At 66.0% G+C, this 17,107-nt stretch carries 16 protein-coding genes; 7 read left to right on the top strand and 9 right to left on the bottom strand.

Annotated elements, in window-relative coordinates; translation table 11 throughout:
• Nucleotides 1-13: 13 nt before the first annotated feature.
• From ACFFIC_RS14960 to ACFFIC_RS14950, 3 genes are read left to right on the top strand one after another with little or no spacing between them, the layout of a single operon-like run.
• The gene (locus ACFFIC_RS14960; RefSeq protein ID WP_377051692.1) at nt 14-1,000 is read left to right on the top strand and encodes a Bug family tripartite tricarboxylate transporter substrate binding protein; all 987 of its coding nucleotides are present in this window, start codon (nt 14-16) and stop codon (nt 998-1,000) included.
• 7 nt (nt 1,001-1,007) lie between these two features.
• Nucleotides 1,008-1,670 carry an HD domain-containing protein gene (locus ACFFIC_RS14955; RefSeq protein WP_377051690.1) on the top strand — a complete coding sequence of 221 codons (663 nt, stop codon included), beginning with the start codon at nt 1,008-1,010 and terminating at the stop codon, nt 1,668-1,670.
• A gap of 28 nt (nt 1,671-1,698) precedes the next feature.
• Nucleotides 1,699-2,667 (top strand): Bug family tripartite tricarboxylate transporter substrate binding protein, encoded by a 969-nt coding sequence (locus ACFFIC_RS14950; RefSeq protein WP_377051688.1) that lies wholly within the window; start codon nt 1,699-1,701, stop codon nt 2,665-2,667.
• A gap of 299 nt (nt 2,668-2,966) precedes the next feature.
• Here ACFFIC_RS14950 and ACFFIC_RS14945 read toward each other — a convergent pair whose 3' ends face one another.
• The 8 genes from ACFFIC_RS14945 to ACFFIC_RS14910 all read right to left on the bottom strand — a co-directional run bounded on the left by ACFFIC_RS14945 (nt 2,967) and on the right by ACFFIC_RS14910 (nt 12,958).
• Nucleotides 2,967-4,616: an ATP-binding protein gene (locus tag ACFFIC_RS14945; RefSeq protein WP_377051686.1), complete on the bottom strand. Its 1,650-nt coding sequence runs from the start codon at nt 4,614-4,616 to the stop codon at nt 2,967-2,969.
• 272 nt (nt 4,617-4,888) lie between these two features.
• Nucleotides 4,889-6,349 (bottom strand): phage terminase large subunit, encoded by a 1,461-nt coding sequence (gene terL, locus ACFFIC_RS14940; protein ID WP_377051684.1) that lies wholly within the window; start codon nt 6,347-6,349, stop codon nt 4,889-4,891.
• Nucleotides 6,339-6,752 carry a hypothetical protein gene (locus ACFFIC_RS14935; RefSeq protein WP_377051682.1) on the bottom strand — a complete coding sequence of 138 codons (414 nt, stop codon included), beginning with the start codon at nt 6,750-6,752 and terminating at the stop codon, nt 6,339-6,341. The genes terL and ACFFIC_RS14935 overlap by 11 nt, the downstream gene beginning before the upstream one ends.
• Before the next feature lies 1 nt (nt 6,753).
• Nucleotides 6,754-8,037, bottom strand: a complete 1,284-nt coding sequence (locus tag ACFFIC_RS14930) for a site-specific DNA-methyltransferase (RefSeq protein ID WP_377051680.1) — start codon at nt 8,035-8,037, stop codon at nt 6,754-6,756.
• A gap of 244 nt (nt 8,038-8,281) precedes the next feature.
• Nucleotides 8,282-10,612 (bottom strand): hypothetical protein, encoded by a 2,331-nt coding sequence (locus tag ACFFIC_RS14925; protein ID WP_377051678.1) that lies wholly within the window; start codon nt 10,610-10,612, stop codon nt 8,282-8,284.
• 42 nt (nt 10,613-10,654) lie between these two features.
• Nucleotides 10,655-11,062: a hypothetical protein gene (locus ACFFIC_RS14920; protein ID WP_377051676.1), complete on the bottom strand. Its 408-nt coding sequence runs from the start codon at nt 11,060-11,062 to the stop codon at nt 10,655-10,657.
• Nucleotides 11,059-11,250, bottom strand: coding sequence for a hypothetical protein (locus ACFFIC_RS14915; protein WP_377051674.1), 192 nt, complete (start codon nt 11,248-11,250; stop codon nt 11,059-11,061). Before ACFFIC_RS14915 ends, ACFFIC_RS14920 begins: the two co-directional genes overlap by 4 nt.
• 442 nt (nt 11,251-11,692) lie before the next feature.
• The gene (locus ACFFIC_RS14910; RefSeq protein WP_377051672.1) at nt 11,693-12,958 is read right to left on the bottom strand and encodes a hypothetical protein; all 1,266 of its coding nucleotides are present in this window, start codon (nt 12,956-12,958) and stop codon (nt 11,693-11,695) included.
• A 322-nt stretch (nt 12,959-13,280) separates the two neighbouring features.
• Here ACFFIC_RS14910 and ACFFIC_RS14905 point away from each other — a divergent pair, with 322 nt between their 5' ends.
• The 3 genes from ACFFIC_RS14905 (at nt 13,281) to ACFFIC_RS14895 (ending at nt 15,585) form a co-directional block, all read left to right on the top strand.
• A complete protein-coding gene (locus ACFFIC_RS14905; protein ID WP_377051670.1) occupies nt 13,281-13,820 on the top strand; it encodes a DUF2924 domain-containing protein in 540 nt (179 codons plus the stop codon).
• A complete protein-coding gene (locus ACFFIC_RS14900; RefSeq protein WP_377051668.1) occupies nt 13,817-15,187 on the top strand; it encodes a recombinase family protein in 1,371 nt (456 codons plus the stop codon). Before ACFFIC_RS14905 ends, ACFFIC_RS14900 begins: the two co-directional genes overlap by 4 nt.
• Before the next feature lie 131 nt (nt 15,188-15,318).
• On the top strand, nt 15,319-15,585 hold the full coding sequence (locus tag ACFFIC_RS14895; protein ID WP_377051666.1) for a hypothetical protein: 267 nt from the start codon (nt 15,319-15,321) through the stop codon (nt 15,583-15,585).
• 18 nt (nt 15,586-15,603) lie between these two features.
• Here ACFFIC_RS14895 and ACFFIC_RS14890 read toward each other — a convergent pair whose 3' ends face one another.
• Nucleotides 15,604-16,041, bottom strand: a complete 438-nt coding sequence (locus tag ACFFIC_RS14890; protein ID WP_377051664.1) for a hypothetical protein — start codon at nt 16,039-16,041, stop codon at nt 15,604-15,606.
• Nucleotides 16,042-16,272: 231 nt separating this feature from the next.
• Between ACFFIC_RS14890 and ACFFIC_RS14885 the strand changes: the two genes are divergently transcribed.
• The gene (locus ACFFIC_RS14885) at nt 16,273-16,647 is read left to right on the top strand and encodes a MarR family transcriptional regulator (protein WP_377051662.1); all 375 of its coding nucleotides are present in this window, start codon (nt 16,273-16,275) and stop codon (nt 16,645-16,647) included.
• Nucleotides 16,648-17,107 lie beyond the last annotated feature (460 nt).

The following is a 17,107-nucleotide window of genomic DNA, read 5'->3' as shown; positions in this document are numbered from 1 at the left end:
CGGAGGAGACAACATGCAGAAGCTGACCCGCCGCTCGGCCCTTGGCACGATGGCCCTGGCCGTGCCCGCCCTCGCGCTGCCGCGCGCCGGCCGTGCCGCCACCTGGCCCGAGCGGCCCGTGACCCTCGTGGTGCCCTTTCCGCCGGGCGGCAGCAACGACGTGGTGACGCGGATGGTGGCCCAGCCCCTTTCCCAGGCGCTTGGCCAGCCTTTTGTGGTGGACAACCGCCCCGGGGCCAACGGCAGCATCGGGGCGGCGCAGGTCGCCCGCGCGGCGCCGGACGGCTACACCGTGCTCGTTTCCGGCAATGGCCAGAACGCGATGAATCACGGGCTGTACCGCAACATGCCCTACGACTCCCGCACGGCCTTTACGCACGTCGCCCAGCTCGCCTCCCTGCCGAATGCCCTCGTCGTCGCCGAGGGCTTCCCCGCCCGCACCCTGCAGGACCTAGTCCGGATGGCGAAGGAGAAGCCGGGCGACCTCACCTTTGCCAGCCCCGGCAGCGGCTCCTCCGGCCATCTCGCCATGGCGATGCTGATGCGCGCGGCGGGGATTGAGATGCTGCACGTCCCCTATCGCGGTGCCGCGCCGGCCATCACTGACGTGCTCGCGGGCCAGGTGCCGATCGTAATGATCAACGTCGACATTCCCCTGCCGCACGTGCGCGCCGGCCGCCTGCGCGTGCTAGGCGTGACGAGCGAGGCACGAAGCCCCCTCTATCCGGAGGCGCCCACCGTCGCTGAGAGCGGCTATCTCGGCTTCTCCGCGGTCGGATGGCTAGGCCTCTCCCTTCCGGCTAGCTCGCCGCCGGACATCGTGGCACGCCTGCACGACGCCGCAGCTCGTGCGCTGCAGGACACGCAGATCCGCGAGCGCTTCGCAGCGAGCGGCTACGTTCCCGGTCAGGGCTCGTCCACCGAATATGCCCGCTTCATCGACGCGGAGATCAACAAGTGGGGGAGCGTGACGCGTGACCTCAACATCGTGCTGGAGTAGGCGCGCCATGAACTTCCTCGACCGCCGCTCACGGCGTGAGATCACCGATGCCATGCGTGCCGAGGTCCTGGAGGACCTGCCCGAACTGGCAAAGATCGGGAACGAGGAACTGCGGCGCAAATGCGTGGAGGTCTGGTGCCTGGCATTGTCCGAGAGCAGCTTCGCGCGCGTCTCGGACGTCCCCGGAGAGTCGAACCCTGGCCAGTTCGCCCTGCGGCGGGGTGACCAGGCCACGCACCTGCGAGGCGTGACCCGCATCGCCCTTTCCATCGCCGACGAGTTCGCGGCCATGGACCCTGCCACTCGCATAGATCGTGATCTGGTGATCGCCGGCGGGCTCACACACGATGTGGGCAAGCCCTGGGAGTTCGACCCGGCCAACCGGGCGCGCTGGACCGGCGATCCCTCCGCCTCGGGCCTGCCCTCCCTGCGCCATCCCGTCTACGGCGCGCATCTCTGCATCGCGGCCGGGTTGCCCGAGGAACTGGCGCACATTGCCCTCGCGCATTCCTTCGAAGGGGAGCACCTGATCCGCAGCCTGGAATGCCTCATTGTGCAGCGGGCGGACCATCTCTGGTGGTCGATCGCCGGCGGGTGCGGGCTGCTGCAGCCGTCCGGTGACCCTATCCTCGAAGCCAGGAAGATCGTGCCCCGTCCGCTCCTCGACTGAGCCCCGAAGTCCAGAAAAGGAAGCCGACATGAGATCGGTTCAGCGCCGCACAGCCCTGCTTCTTCCAACCCTCCTTGCCGCCGTCCCTGCCCGCGCCGAATGGCCGGACCGGCCGGTCCGCATCATCGTGCCCTTCGCGCCGGGCGGCAGCTCTGACCTCATCGCGCGCCTGATCGGAACAGAGCTTGGGACGCGGTTCGGCCAGCCCGTCGTGGTGGAGAACCGCGGCGGTGCCAACGGCGCCATCGGCATGGCCGCCGCAGCCCAGGCCCCCGCGGACGGCTATACGTTGGTCGAGGGCCACATCGGAACCCATGCGATCACGCCCGTCATCATGCGCAGCCCGGGCTATGACACGCTGCGGGACTTCACGACCGTCGCGGTGCCCGCCACCTCCTCCTCCGTGCTGGTGGTACCGCAGGCAAGCCCGATCCGGGACCTGAAGGGGCTGCTCGACATCGCACGCACCAGGCCGGGTGAGCTTAGCTACGGCTCTCCGGGTGTCGGCTCACCCTCCCACGTCACGGTTGTCCTTCTCTCGAAGATGACGGGGATCAGCGCGCAGCATGTGCCTTACCGCGGCGGTGGCCCGGCGGTGACGGACTTGGTGGCCGGCACGCTGGACTTCATGTTCGCCGGGCCGTCCGAGGTGATGGGACAGATTCAATCCGGCCGACTGCGCGCCCTGGCCACCACAGGGGAGCGGCGGTCGCCCGGAAGCCCGGACCTGCCCACCGTCGCCGAGGCGGGCGTCCCCGGGTTTAAGTTTACCGTGTGGCATGCCCTGTCCGCGCGCGCGGGCGCGCCGCCGGCGACGCTCGACCGGTTGCGCCAGGAGGTCGCGGCCATCCTTGGCACAGAAGCGTTTCAGGCACGCCTACGCGACGTAGGCCTGGAGCGCGGACTGCCCAACGCTGCGGCTTCGGACGCTATGCTGCGAGGCGAGGTGGCAAGATGGAGCACCCTGGTCCACGAGGCCGGCATTCAAGCCGATTGAACGCCCCCCGGTTTGACTGAGACAGCGGTGCACCCAGACGTCGGAGTCTGTCATCGGGACATCGTACTTCTCTGAGGTGAGAACGATGCTACAGCAGGATAGGGCACTTGGGCCGCTCAGCAGCATTGGTAACTTGGGAGAACGTTGGCCGATGTGGCGCTGACAAAGGAGAGGCCTTCCTTGGAGAGGTGTTCACCACCCATCAACGGTCGTTGGTGGGTGGTGAACATGGCATGAGGCCACATAGACACGGGCGTGAGTGAGGGAGGAGCCTCGCAGTTTTCATTCCGTCGAGTTTGCTACTCAGCACCGTCGGCGTATGCTGGAAGCCACAGGGTAACAGTTGTGCCCTCGCCCGGGGCGCTGGTGATGAACAATCTACCACCGATCTCCTCAACGAAGGTGCGTGCTGTGGCTAGTCCGAGGCCTGTTCCTTTGCCCCGCGGCTTCGTCGTAAAGAACGGGTCTGTGGCGCGCGCCAGGACCAACTGGTCCATGCCGGCTCCAGTGTCGACTACGCTGATGCGTGCGTAGCGTCCGGGAGGAAGGCTTGTAGGGTCATCCTCAGGATCTGCCATTATCGAGACATTTCCACCGTCAGGCATTGCATCACGGGCGTTGATGGCAAGGTTGATAAGTGCTGCTTCCAGCTCCGCACGGTTTCCACGTACGAGTTTTGGAAGGCCAGCGTCGACCTTGCACTGAATTTGGTATTTCAGGCCGAGTGCCGCTCTGATGAGAGAGCAAGCTGTGTCCACGGCAAGGGCTGGCATGGTGGTCGGCTCATGCCCTGCGGCGATCCCTGCACCTCCACGAGCGAAGCCGAGCATCCTTTGGGTTAACTCGGTCCCGCGACCTGCCGCATCGGAAACCATCTCAGCCAGGGCGTGTACCCGCCCCGGGTCACGTGTGGCTGCATTCTGGATCAACCGTGCGCCGCTCTGTACGGCTTGAACGACATTGCGGAAATCGTGAGCAACACCAGCCGCAAGCTGACCAAGCAGCTCAAACCGCTGGCCCTCGCGCATCGCTGCTTCCGCCTGCTCCCTTCGCTCTGCCTCACGTCGAGCTTGCGCAAGTGCGTCGCGCTCACCAAAAGCCCGGCGCTGCACGTACCAAGTGAGCCATAGCAAGAGCAGTGCCGCAGCACCGGCAATTGCACCGATCGATGTGAGCCGTTGGAGCCACGCGGTGCGCGGCACACTTGGATGTAGCCCATACATTACGCTTAGCGGGTGACCAGGGATCTGGCGCGCGGTATAAAGCACTTCATCTGACCCGAACAAATTAAGCGAATCACCGAGCGGATGGGTTACGGAGGTCTCTGACGCACGGCGGAGTGCTAGCATCGGTGGTGCGGTCGACGAGAGCTTCTGTCCAAATTCCGGATAGAGGGCCGGGTGGTGCGCCAGAACGGCCCCATCATCCCGCAGGAGCATCACAACGTCAGACGATCCTTCCGCGACTGTGGCGTAATAGGTCGCGAAGTCGACCGTCCGGAACGCGACAAGGAGCACGCCGCCATCTGGTGTGCCGTCCACCCGAAGACGAGCACGACTTACCGGGAAAATGCCGGTGCCGTCCACACGACCGGCTGATGTCTCGCCAACCCAATTTCCTAACAACAATCCACCAAGTCCCTGGTGGGCACGAAAGTAGTCACGGTCGGACACGTCGATGCGAAGAGATTCAACAGGAGCGGCGGTGAGCTGGACCATGTGTCCAGCGGGTTCGACTATGCCGATCGCGCTGACCCATCGCGCTGCACCGTTTAGAACGCGCAGAGATCTGGCTGTTTCGCGGCTCGACGCAAGGTCATGCCAACTCATGGAAGCGGTTTGTTGCTGAACGGCAGTGAGTAGGACATCTCCTGCTTCGAGTGCGCGCAGCGCGTGCTCTCGCAGTAGATCCACAGTTCGGACGACGTGAGTTTGGGTTTCCTGTTTCACCTGGTGCCAGGTCCACCACGCTCCGCTTGCAAATAGTATCAAGGGCAAGAGCACCGATGCCGCCCACAGTGGCCAGAAGGCTGCACCATGGTGACGTGCATAGGGTGGGGTGGGAGAAGGTGCGAGCATCCGGTCCTGAAACGGCGTGCGCCCAAGCGGTATGGCATCACCGAAGGGTTACGGCAGCTCCCACTTGGTGTGGAGGGTAGTATGCCATTTTGAGCATGTCAGGAGGAGGGGGCAATCCGTGCGTAGGTTCCCCTGCTTGATTATCAAACCGTCTTCCAAGATCTGCCCACCTCGTTGTAGTCGCGATCGAACATGCGTAAGTACCCGTCCCGGCGTGCAGGCTCCTGGCGCTTGGCGGGGGTGCCGCGGACCATACGGTCGAGCAGCTGCCCCACCAGTCCGAGCGCATCCACCTGGTCGTCGTGCTTGCCGGCGGGAAAGCTCAGCAGCTCCGCCTCAAAGCTTTGGCGCCAAGATGCGCTCCTCGGAACATGGAGCCCGTCCAGCGCCATCCTTCCTCGGATCGACTGCGCCCTGACGCCTTTGTCGCCACGGGTGGGGAAGGGGTGCCGCGCTACATACGCCCTGCGCTCGCGCATACGCCGCTCAAGGAAGGGCCCCACACCTGCGCGGATCTGCCCCGTCTCCTCCGCCCAACCGATCGGCCGCCACTTGCGCACGAGGTCACAGAAGGCCTCGATCCAAGCGTCCGCCGCCGCCTGCCCGCGCCAGAGATCCAGCAGCCAGAGCCGGCCCTGCGGGTCCATGCCGACCACCACATGCACCGTCCAGTCACCCCCGCCCGAGGTCACCGCGTAGTCCGAGCCGCCGTAGACCCGGAGCGTGGTACGGTCCGGCAGGCTGTCCGCCGGGTGCAGCCAGGCCGCCTGGAAGTAGTCGCCTGTCTCCGGCACCGGCCGCTGCTGGTAGAGCGCGGCCCAGCTGCGGGTGCTCGCCTCCGCCTTCACGCGGGCCAGGGAAGCAGCATAGCCGTAGGTGTCGTCCGCCCACAGCATCTCGCCGGGTGCCCGACCGAGGGGATCGCCCTCTTCGGCCTCGGCGGGGAGCGACACCACCCGCCACCTATCCCCCTGCGCCTCCAGCAGCCGGCCGGAGAGATCGTCCTGATGCCACCTGGTCTGCACCACCACGATGGCGGCACCGGGCCGGAGGCGGGTGCGGAGGTCGTCCTGGTACCACTCCCACACTCGGTTCCGCCGTGCCTCGCTGTCGGCCTCCTCGCGCGACTTCACCGGATCGTCGATCAGCGCCAGGTCGGCGCGCAGGCCGGTGATCACCCCTCCGATGCCGGCCGCCCGGTACTCGCCGCCGTTGCTGGTGGTCCAGAGGTCCTCCGCCTCCCGGTCCAGGCGGTAGCCCAGAGTGGGGCCATGGCTGCGAATGCGGCCCCTAACGCGGCGAGAGAAGGTGCCGGCCAGGTCGGCAGTGTTGGAGGTGGCAATCACTCGGCGGTCCCGGCCCTGGGCGAGGAACCAGGCGGGGAACAGGTCGGAGGTGTAGGTGCTCTTGGCCGAGCCCGGGGGCATGAACACCATCAGCCGGTCGTGCACCCCATCGGCCACGGCCTGCAGCTCGCGGATGAGCAGGCGATGGTGGGCGGCGGGCAGCATGCCCTGCGGAGCGAGCGCGTGCTCGCACCACAGGCCGAACTCGCGGCGAATGGCGCGGCGCTGGCCCAGCTCCCAGGCGGGGTCACTCTCCATCGCCGGGGTCCTCGTCAGCACTCGGGGCAGCCCGGTCGAGCACCAGGCGGGCCGCCCTGGCGCGGGCGATCTCCTCCTCCAGCTCGGCGTCGGTCATCTCGCCCGTGGGCTTGGCCGAGAGCACCACCTCGTGCTTCTCGCGCCATCCCGCGCGCGCCTTCATCCAGAAGATCGAGGCGGCCGTGTTCTGACCGGAGGTCGCCATGGAGAATAGCGTCTGGGCGACCTTGACCGTGGCCTCGGCCGCGCCTCGGTCCAGCTCGTGTCGGAAGTGCAGGCGAAGCGTTTTTGGGTCGATCTCCAGGAGGGTAGCGATGTCGGTTTGGGGGATGCCAAAGCCGGACATCACCCGCACGGTTCGGCGCTGCTCGGCGGTGGGCACGTAGAGCCCGCCCTTGGCCATGTCAGGCCTCCTCGGCGGTGGCGGGGCAGCGCTCGGTCCTGACCTCGGCAAAGGTCCGCTCATTGGCCTCCAGGCGCGCCTCCAGCCCGGTGAAGGCCTGCCAACGGAGCACCGCCACATCGACGTAGGCGGGAGACAGCTCGACGGCGTGGCAGGCACGGCCCGTCATCTCGGCAGCGATCAGGGTGGTGCCGGAGCCGGAGAAGGGCTCGTACACCGCCTGCCCGGGCGAGGAGTTGTTCTCGATCGGGCGGCGCATGCACTCGACCGGCTTCTGGGTGCCGTGGACGGTGTCGGTGTCCTGGTCGCGGCTGGGGATCTGCCACACGGTGGTCTGCTTGCGGTCTCCCGCCCAATGGCCCTTCGCCCCGTTGCGGACCACGTACCAGCAAGGCTCGTGCTGCCAATGGTAGTGCCCGCGGCCGAGCACCAGGCGCTCTTTCGCCCAGATAATCTGCGCCCGGATCTGGAACCCGCAGTCGGTGAGGTTGTCCGCCACGGTGCCCGCGTGCAGGGCGCCGTGCCAGACGTAGGCAACGTCGCCCATGAACAACGCCCAGGCCTGGGTCCAATCAGCACGGTCGTCGTTGAGGACCTTGCCCGTACGCTGGGTGTTGCTGCCCTCCAGGGCTTCGTTCCGCCAGGCCGGGTCATAGTCCACGCCGTAGGGCGGGTCCGTGACCATCAGGTGGGGCCGCACGCCGGCGAGTACCGCCTCCACGACGGCAGGGTGGGTGCAGTCGCCGCAGAGCAGCCGGTGGCGGCCCAGCAGCCACGTATCACCCAAGGTGGATACAGGCGCCTCGGGTGGGAGAGGGACAGTGTCAGGGTCGGTCAGCCCCGAGGTGGGCTCAGCCAGGAAGGACGCGATCTCCAGCTCGTTGAAGCCGGTGAGCGACAGGTCGAAGCCCTCCGCCCCGAGTTCTGCCAGCTCCACCCGCAGCAGGTCCTCGTCCCAGCCGGCCGAAAGCGCCAAGCGGTTGTCGGCGAGAACGTAGGCGCGGCGCTGTGCCGGGGTGAGATGACTCAGCTCCAACGTCGGCACCTCGGTCATGCCCAGCTGGCGCGCGGCAAGTAGGCGCCCATGGCCGGCAATGACGCCGCGCTCGCCATCGACGAGGATGGGGTTGGTGAAGCCGAACTCGCGGATGGAGGCGGCGATCTGCGCCACCTGCGCGGGCGAGTGCGTCCTGGCGTTGCGGGCGTAAGGGATCAGCTCAGCGACGCGGGCGCGGTTGTAAGGCGGGAACGCGGCAGGCGAAATGTTGCTTGTGAGGGATACCATCAGCGGGACCTCCAGTTTGGACACAAATCGGCAAGCATCGGGTGGTTGCCCACGTGGTGGGGCGCGCGCCTCGCAGGTGCTGCGTTCTGGTGGGTTTGGTGGATGTGATGGGTTTGTCCCGGTCCTATACCAGTAAGTGTCAGAACACATACGTGCGTCACAAACACGGTGATGAAGCTGTTCCGACACTTGTCGCGGGGTAAGGGCAGCAAACCCATGGAACCCACCAAACCCACCAGAGCCATCATGGCGCAGCATGGGTGGCCTCCTTGATCTTACCCTCAAGCCGCCACTGCATGATCCCCGCACTGAGGCCGAGGCGCACGATCTTGGCGCCCTGTACGACACGGTTCTGATGAGCCGCCAACCACTTGCCGAGGCGGCGGCTGTTCACCGCACCGCCATCGCCGGCCACCGCAAGGAGTGCCTCCCGGAAATCCGGGTAGAGAAACTCCGGCTTCACGTGCTGGAACGCGCCCAGACTGGATGACCGCTGCTTCGTCGCCGCCTCAATCAGGTCACGCACAGAGACGTCGGTGTTCTCGACTACCTTGCTCCATTGCGTCAGCACCGCGACCAGCATGTCGAGTTTCGGATCGAGGTCGCGAGCCTCCTCGATCGTTTCGACAGGATCCGCTTGGCCAACCCAGATCAGGGCGCCGCGTACCCAGTTGCTCCAGGCAACGAAGGAACCGAGTGGGGCCGGCGCGTTCGGGCGCTTGGCCACATGGTAGGCCCGCAACACCGTCAAGGCGGCGATAAGGTAGCGGCCGCGGTTGGCCTTCACGGCCGCAATGGGGTCCGTGTCGAAGGTGCGGAGCTCTGGCCGTTCCTCCTTGGGATCGAGTTGGCAGAGCACGGCCCGGCGGGTCATGTCACCAACAAGGACGAGATTGTTGCCGGTTGCCGTGACCATGGCATTGGCCGGCAGCTCCGGCGCCTCTGACCGGCCTAGAATGCGCGGGCGAACCACGGTCTGGGTCAGCATGGAGCAGAGAAACTCGCCCCCGAGTGGGGCCTCGCAGTTGTCGATCGCGATTACCTGGTCGCCTGCGAGCAGCAGGGCGCCGAGACGCTTCTCCAGCTCCTCCTCCGTCTTGCCCTGAGCGATGACCCCAGCCTCCCGCCCGAAGGCGATCACGCTGGCCAGATCGACGAGCATGGATTTGCCGGATCCGGCGGTCGGCGCCGTAAAGGCATGCATCGGTGCTGTCGGCAGGGACCGACGAATGCAGGCGGTGAAGATGGCAGAGAGGGCAACGGCCCGGCTCGGCTTGTCCACGAAGGGGAAGGTGTCAACGAGGGTGTCCAGCACGGCCATGGCCTGGACCGCCTCGGTGTAGGAGGGCTGCTCTGGGATTGGGGGGAAGGCCTCCCCTCGGGTGTCGAGCAGCAGCCCAGTCGCCCCGTCGTAGCCGGGTTGAGTGAGAATGCTTCCGTCCGCGCGGAGTGTTGGAGCGTTGACGATCCCAGTGAGGATAGGCGTCCGCCAGTGCCCGATTCGCTGCTGGTAGGTGGCCGCGACTTTGATGGGCGCGTCGATCCGGACCCAGCACTCGGAGCGGGCGTCGAACTTCTCCCAGTCCGCTGCCACAGTCATGGCCTCGACCAGAGCGTGTTCCCTGACCTCGATGATCCGCTGAGCCGAGACCTCTCGACCTTGGGCGATGCTGACCGAGACGAGGCCGGGCCGGACGAGGAAGGCACCGCGCTGGTAGACGGCGAGCTCGGCTTCAATGAGGGCGTGCTCGGCCTGATCCACGATCGCCGCGATCTCGCCCCCGACGAACCGGATGAGGGGGCGGGTTGGCACGTCCTCGGCCAGGAAGGCGGCGTCGGTCAGGTCCGCAACCCTGAGCCAGCCCTGCTGCAGCATCTGGTGCAGGAACAGCAGGCGGTCGCGGCCGTCGCAATGCGCATGGCGGCAGTGGTGGACGAAGCCGCGGCTGGTGCTCTCGCTCGCATTCACCACGAAGGTGGCGGCATCCACCCCCGCCTGCGTGTGGACCTCCTCGTTGACGCAGCGGAGGTGGTGCTTGGTGCTCTCGGCCACCTTTCCGGTGAACACGTCGGGACGGCGCGCCCGTAAGGCATCGACGATCTCGAACTGCCCGGCGTGCTTGCGTGCCCAGGCCCGGAGATCAAGGACCTCGCCGGTCTCCTGGTCGGTGAAGGTCAGGCCGCCATCCGGGGAGGCCTGGCGCTTGCGGGACCTTGCCTCGCCACTACCTGCCGGTTTGGCGCACTCCTGACGCGGTGCCGAGGGAAGGCTGAACAGGTCGCAGGGCTCGCCCTCCAGCACTGCGGTCTCGGGTGGCGGACCATCGGCAGGGCGGCGGGGCAGGAAGAAGAGCCGCGACGTGTCGGTGCAGGCCTGGTCGTGGTCGAGGTGCAGCACGGCGGCGAGCGCCTCAATGCGCTCCTTCCAAGCCGCGTTCGCCACCTGCTGCTTGTCGTAGCTGGCAGCGAGCCATGGGCGGAGCAGGGGAATGGCGATGCGGAACTTCGGGCAGGGCTGGTGCTCGAAGAAGACGTACTCGTCCCCCTCCTCGACCACCCGTGCACCCGCGACCACAGGGCGGAGATAGCCCTTGCCGAGGAGGAACTCGGTTGGGGCCTAGTTCGGATCTGCCGCGGTCAGGAGGAACTTGTCCCAGCTCCCCCGCCGAGCGAGCGTTCGGGTGGTGAGATGCGAGTGGGTGGAGCTGATCACCGCGGTCCAGCCCTGCCTGGTGAGGGCAGAGTGGATCTCCTCCAGCGTGAAGCCCGCGTCGCTGTCGAGCACGACCACATCGATGCGCGCCGCGTCGTTCTTGTGGCGGCGTGTGCCGGTGAAGGTGGCCGGGACGATGCAGGTGCCGTCCTTTGAACCAACCCGGTGATCGGTAAGGATCGCGGCCAAGCTTTCCCAGATCAGCTTGCGCCGGTCAGTCCAGACCGTGTCCGTGTAGTGGCCGAAGGTGCAGGTGATGGTCCGGGGGGTCATGTCGGGCGCCTCGGGTGCGGCTTGCGTCCAGGCGTTCATGGCGCCCGCTCCTGCTGCGACTGCTGGGCCCGCTCCTCACGCCAGGCGAGCAGCAGCGCGTGGCCGGTCACCTCCAGCGCCTCGTCCGGTTCAAGCAGCTCGGGCAGCGGGGTGGGCGAAATGGCGGGCAGGGTCACCCAGTCCTGCCAACGGCGGCTGAACCAGCGGTTCCGCTCGGGATCAGACATGGCAGCGGCTGTCGCAGCGTCTCTCATGCCAGCACAGCCTCGGTGCCCGAGAGCACTCGCTGGAGTACGCCCGTGCACGGCGCGCGAAGCCGCGGTCGCATCACGATGAGGTAGGTGTATTCACCCAGCCCCTCGCGACGCTGCACGAGGTGGACGAGACCTTGCTCTGACAGCTGGCGGGCGCGACTGGCGAGGCGGCTCAGGGTGGCGCGCTGGGGTTTGCTGAGAACGCTCAGCTCCGGCGCGAGATCCCAGCTAAGGAACCCTCGGTGGTAGACGAGGTAGTCACCGGGAGCGGCGGCGCCAGTCCAGGCGCAGAGTGTCGCCTCAGTGAGAGTTACCCATTCGAATTGAGCGATTCTGACAGGCAATGCAGCACCTTATGACGACTTCGCTTGTCGTCAAGAAGCGCTTTCCAGGAACCGCGATCCACGGCCGCGATTCAATCTCCAGAGTTTTGAATCGCGGCCGTGGATCGCGCCTTCAGCGCTGCGTAAGTCCCGCTCAGAACCTTTGCGATTGTGGAGGCTGTGGGCACTGCATGCGATTTAACTTTCAACGCAATCCAGTCAGCCAAAACTTCGGCTTCGTCGGCGATCTTGGGCATGAGTGCACCCTGCTTTGCCCGGTACTCCATCTTGCGTTTCACAATCGGCAGCAAGGAGATCTTGCCCGGCGCGATCAGCTTAGCGTCTGGCCCTTCGACCACACGCTTCGCATGCTCTTCAAGCAGCGTGAGGATTGCCTCGTCGGTCAGGCCTGCGACATCCTCGGGCTGCAGTGTCGCGGGAGGTGCAGGCGTCGCTGGATCGGAGATCGCGCGCTCGGCTGGGTCGGAGCCGATATCTGGCGGATCCAGCCAACACTCGACTGCTGTCCACCGGTGGCCATGTGCTGTGACGGACATGACATCGAAGTTGAACCGAAGGTCATACGCCCAAGTTGTTGGGATGAGCTGCTGGGTCGTCATCACTGCCGGTCTGGTTTGAACACCGGTGAGATAGATCTCACGGCCAGCGATCCGCGACTGCAGGTCCTTACCCAGCTCTGCCCAGAGTGTTTCCAAGAGGCGCTGTCCCTCGACATGCTGCTTTGGGGAGAGACCCTGCTCAGCACTCTTGGCTCGGCTGGTTCCACTGAGTGTAGGAAGTCCGAAGGCTCGGATCTCGTCCGTACGAAAGTAGGCTTCGCTGCGACGGATGTTCAGCAAAGTCCAGGGACTACTCCAGTGCGACAGGGCTTGGAGCAATGGCAGCCGGCGTGGTTCGGCCACGTCGTGGATTGGCACAGGGCCAAAAACGGCCTCGACGTCGTCGTAACTCTCGCCGTTCAGTTCGATGGTGTTGAACAGAGGAGTGAATGTGACCGAGTCTGCATCTGCAATCGAAAGCACGATCGATGGATCGCAGGCAGTAACAGGGCGTCGCCGACCGTGCAGGTGAAACTCGCCACGCCGGATCCGGGCAGCAAGGTCGCACTGAAGAGCGGAGTTCGCAGCGAGCTGGTTGAAATCTGCACCAGCGATTTCAGCTTGGAGGCTTTTCTCGCTGCTCCTACCCACTGGAGTTTGCCCGCCTGCAGCAGCTGCTTGTGCACGCAACTTTTCCAGGCGCCGATCGGCCTCCCAAAGGTCTCGGGCGAGCCCCCGACCACACAGCCTCGCCAGCGCTTCCGTGAGTGGCAGGGAGACCAGCGGCTCAGGTGTCATGAGGGGCTGGGGCTCCGGCCATGAGGTCGACTCCTAAGCAAGGTTGCTCGTTTGTTCTAAACGGCGATCGCCAGGCGGTCGAGCCCTCCAAACCGGTGCGTCAGGCCCGAGCCGGCCAACTTCCCCGTGAGCTCAACCTGCACCTGCCCCCTCACCTCCGCGAGGTGTGCACCATCCTCGCGGCCGGGCTGCTGCGGCTTCGCGCCCACACTGGTGAGGATCTCGCCCGTGACGTCGAGCAGGGCCGGGGCCTGGGAGAGAGTTCGCTACACTTTTCGGCCGAACAGAGCGGTCGTGTCCTTCCCCAAACTCGGAGACACGCATGACGCAGAGAGCCATCGAACGGCAGGGGAGGGGGGCCGGTAATGGACCTACCGCCCCGCCTGCGCCGCCCACGTCCGTCTTCCCGACCATCCCGCCCGCCGACGTGCTCGGCCGCCTGGCAGCGCTCCAGAGCGCCCCCACCGCCCAGCTGAAGCAGCAATGGCGCGAGCTGTTCGGCAAGGAGCCGCCTCCCTTCAACCGTGCCTACCTCCAGAGCCGCCTCGCCTACCGCATCCAGGAGCTCGCCTATGGCGGGCTGAAGGCTGAGACCCGCGCCCGCCTGGAGGCGCTCGGCGAGCAGCTAGACGGCGGCAACGTGGTGCTCCGCCGCATCCGGGCCGACAGCCGCCCCTTGGCCGGCACCCGCCTGCTGCGCGAGTGGCAGGGGGTGGAGCACGCGGTCACCGTGCTGGCCGACGGATTTGAATTTGAAGGCCGGCCCTACCGCTCCCTCTCGGCGGTGGCGCGGCACATCACCGGCACCCGCTGGAACGGCTGGACCTTCTTCGGCCTCAAGGGCCAGGGGAGGGGCGCATGAGCCGGCGCCAGGGCAGGGCGGCCGAGGTGGTGCCGCCTCCTACCCCCGTGCGGCGGCTCCGTTGCGCCGTCTACACCCGGAAGTCCACGGACGAGGGGCTCGACCGCGAGTTCAACACCCTCGATGCCCAGCGGGGTGCCTGTGAGGCCTACGTCCTGTCCCAGCGGGCAGAGGGCTGGACGCTGGTGGCGGACCGCTACGACGACGGGGGCTTCTCGGGCGGCACCCTGGAGCGGCCGGCCCTGCAGCGCCTTCTTCGCGACATCGAGCAGGGGAGGGTGGACGTAGTGGTGGTCTATAAGATCGACCGCCTCTCCCGCTCGCTGATGGACTTCTCCCGGCTGGTGGAGAGTTTCGAGGCGCACGGGGTGACGTTTGTCTCCATCACCCAGTCCTTCAACACCACCACCTCCATGGGGCGGCTGACCCTCAACATCCTGCTCTCCTTCGCCCAGTTCGAACGCGAGGTGATCGGCGAGCGCATCCGGGACAAGTTCGCTGCCTCCCGCGCCCGGGGCATGTGGATGGGCGGGCACGTGCCGCTCGGCTACGAGGTCAGGGGCAGGAAGCTCCTGGTCAACGAGGCCGAGGCCCGAACGGTCCGGCGGGTGTTCAGCACCTTCCTGGACACCGGATCGGGCACCGAGACTGCCCGGCTGCTCCAGGCGGAGGGCCTGACCAGCCGGTCGGGGCGGCTGCTGGACAAGGGTGACGTCTACAAGCTGCTGAACAACCGGACCTACGTCGGCGAGGCGGCGCACAAGGGGGAGGTCTACGCCGGCGAGCACGAGGCGATCATCGAGCGGGCGCTCTGGGACAAGGTGCACGCGCTGCTGAAGGAGAGCCCCCACACCCGGGGTAACGGCACGCGGAACCAGACGCCGGCGCTGCTGAAGGGGCTGATCTACGGGACAGACGGGCGGGCGCTCTCGCCGACCCACACGCGGCGCCGAGGCCGTCTGTACCGGTACTACGTCAGTCAGGCGGCGCTGAAGGGCGGCGGCCAACACGACAGCACCGACCCCGCCCTCGTGCGGCGCATCTCGGCGGCGGAGATCGAGGCGGCGGTAGTCGGGCAGGTCCGAGCCCTGTTGCGACAGCCGGAGATCATCGTGGGCACCTGGGCGGCGGCGCGGATCAGCGACCCCGACCTGACCGAAGCTGAGACGCGGGACGCCCTGCACCAGCTGGAGCCGCTGTGGGATGAGCTGTTCCCCGCCGAGCAGGCGCGGATCTTACGCCTGCTGGTGGAGCGGGTCACGGTGTTCAGCACGGGGGCAGACATCCGGCTGCGGGTCGAGGGTCTGGCCAGCCTCGTGCGGGATTTAGGAGCGGGGAGCACCAAGATGTTGGAAGCGGCGGAATGAGCGTTGCCCATCCAACCTGCCTTACGGTGCAGGTGCCCCTGGCTATACGGCGCAGGCCTGGGCGGAAGACGGTGGTCACGCCGGACGGTAGCTCGCCTGCTGCAGCCCAAATCCGAGGAGATCCTGCCCTGGTGAAGGCGCTCGCACGCGCGTTCCGTTGGCAGGCAATGCTGGACGGTGGGCACTACGCATCGATCACGGAGTTGGCGGCGGCAGAGCGGATCGAACGCGGCTACGCCGGGCAGATCCTGCGACTCACCCTGCTGGCCCCGAATATCATCGAGGCGGTTCTCAATGGAACACAGCCTGACGAGTTCAAGCTGCCTCGGCTCATGCAGCCGATCCCACCAGATTGGGCTCGCCAGCTTGCTGCTGTGGTACGACCTCAGACAGTCTGAGCGGGACGTGAAGGAGGCTTACCTTTCACCCGCCAGTCGCAGAAGGCTGTTTACCAAGTCCCATGCCCATGGCTGGCCCATGGTCCCATCGATATTCTCAGAACTGTCCCAGAACGTCGCCTCCAGCTTTGCAGCACGTGCTTTTGCGACCATGCCGGCCAAGGTTTGCGGCATAGCGGCGCTGATTGCGTCACGGTTATCCTCATAGGCGCGCCAAGCAGGTCCATCCTCTGCCTCGTCTGGAGCGTCCTTTACCGCAGCCATATACTTGGCATGATCGGCGCAGCAGCTTATTAGTTCAGCATCCGGATTGAAATCGTCCGCAGCGCAGTCGCCGCTAGCAGATAAGGGGTGGTTAGAAACGGGTAGGAGGGAGCCACTCCAACCCGCACGCATAAACCCGGAAAGAGACTGAAGCGGCATAGGAGGAGTTGAACTTGATGGTGTCTCAGCCATCACCTGAGCTCCAGACTGCCGCCCGCAATTGCGTTGATGGAGATCCTGATGTCCCTCATCGAGCTAAGCCCCTCAGCCTGAGCTCCGCCCAATTTGGACGGACTGACAGCTTCTAACGCGAGGTAAGTACACGCAAGTGCAACTTTGGGTTGAATTGTAGGGTTGATCACCTTATAAACAGCATCCGGAACGACCTGCATGCCCAATGTTCTGGTAGAAGGAAGCCCTCTCATGCCCGTGCAAGGCACACCGGACCAGTTTATTGGCATGCTGAAGGAAACGGTTGTTGCGCTTGTTCGCCGCGACGGACCTGACCTTTCGGCGCGGCAGCTCGGCGTGTTTCTGACGGTCTATCTCGGCGAGGGTCCGCACACTGTGCGCGGGCTGGCCGCCGCGCTCAACGTCTCCAAGCCCGCGATCACCCGGGCGCTGGACCGGCTGGGCGAGTTGGATTTCGCTCGCCGGAGGACCGACCCGCAGGATCGCCGCTCCGTGCTGGTCCAGCGCACGGTGAAGGGCGCGGCTCTCCTGCGCGAGATGCACACCATCATGGGCGAGGCTGCCGCCACCTCCGACGAGGTGAATGCGACGCACGCCGCGGCATAGCGTCCCTGAACCTGTTCATCCTACCTGGCGGCGAAGTTGCGCGCGCTGAGGCACGCTTGGAGGCGTTCTCGGTAGCGAAGTGAGCGTTCTGCACCCAGCCACATCACAGTCGAGGTGGCGCTCATCGTCGGGCGTTGGCTGAGGCGCAAGACGGTGATCAGCAGAGATGGCGAGTTCGGCCAGACTTGCGCCTTGCAATCTGCAGCCGAGCGAACCCGGTGCTCGGTAGGGCCTTGATCCGAGCCTTCCGTTAGAAGAGCTTGCTAGACGAGTAGCAACACGCCCCATCACCGAGACGGCGCAGGTAGAGAAGTTGGACAAGGGGTACACGGGACGGCTGCTGCACCTGACCCTGCTGGCACCGGGCCTGATCGAGGTAGTGCTGAACGGATCCCCATGCCCGGTGATCGGCCTTCACAGATTGATGAAGGCCTTCCCGGCCGTTTGGAGAGAACAGGCT

The organism is Muricoccus vinaceus, assembly GCF_042433125.1.
Taxonomy (GTDB): Bacteria; Pseudomonadota; Alphaproteobacteria; order Acetobacterales; family Acetobacteraceae; genus Roseomonas; species Roseomonas vinacea.
The sequence above is the reverse complement of the archived record's forward strand: the minus strand, read 5'-3'. Positions and strand labels throughout refer to the sequence as shown.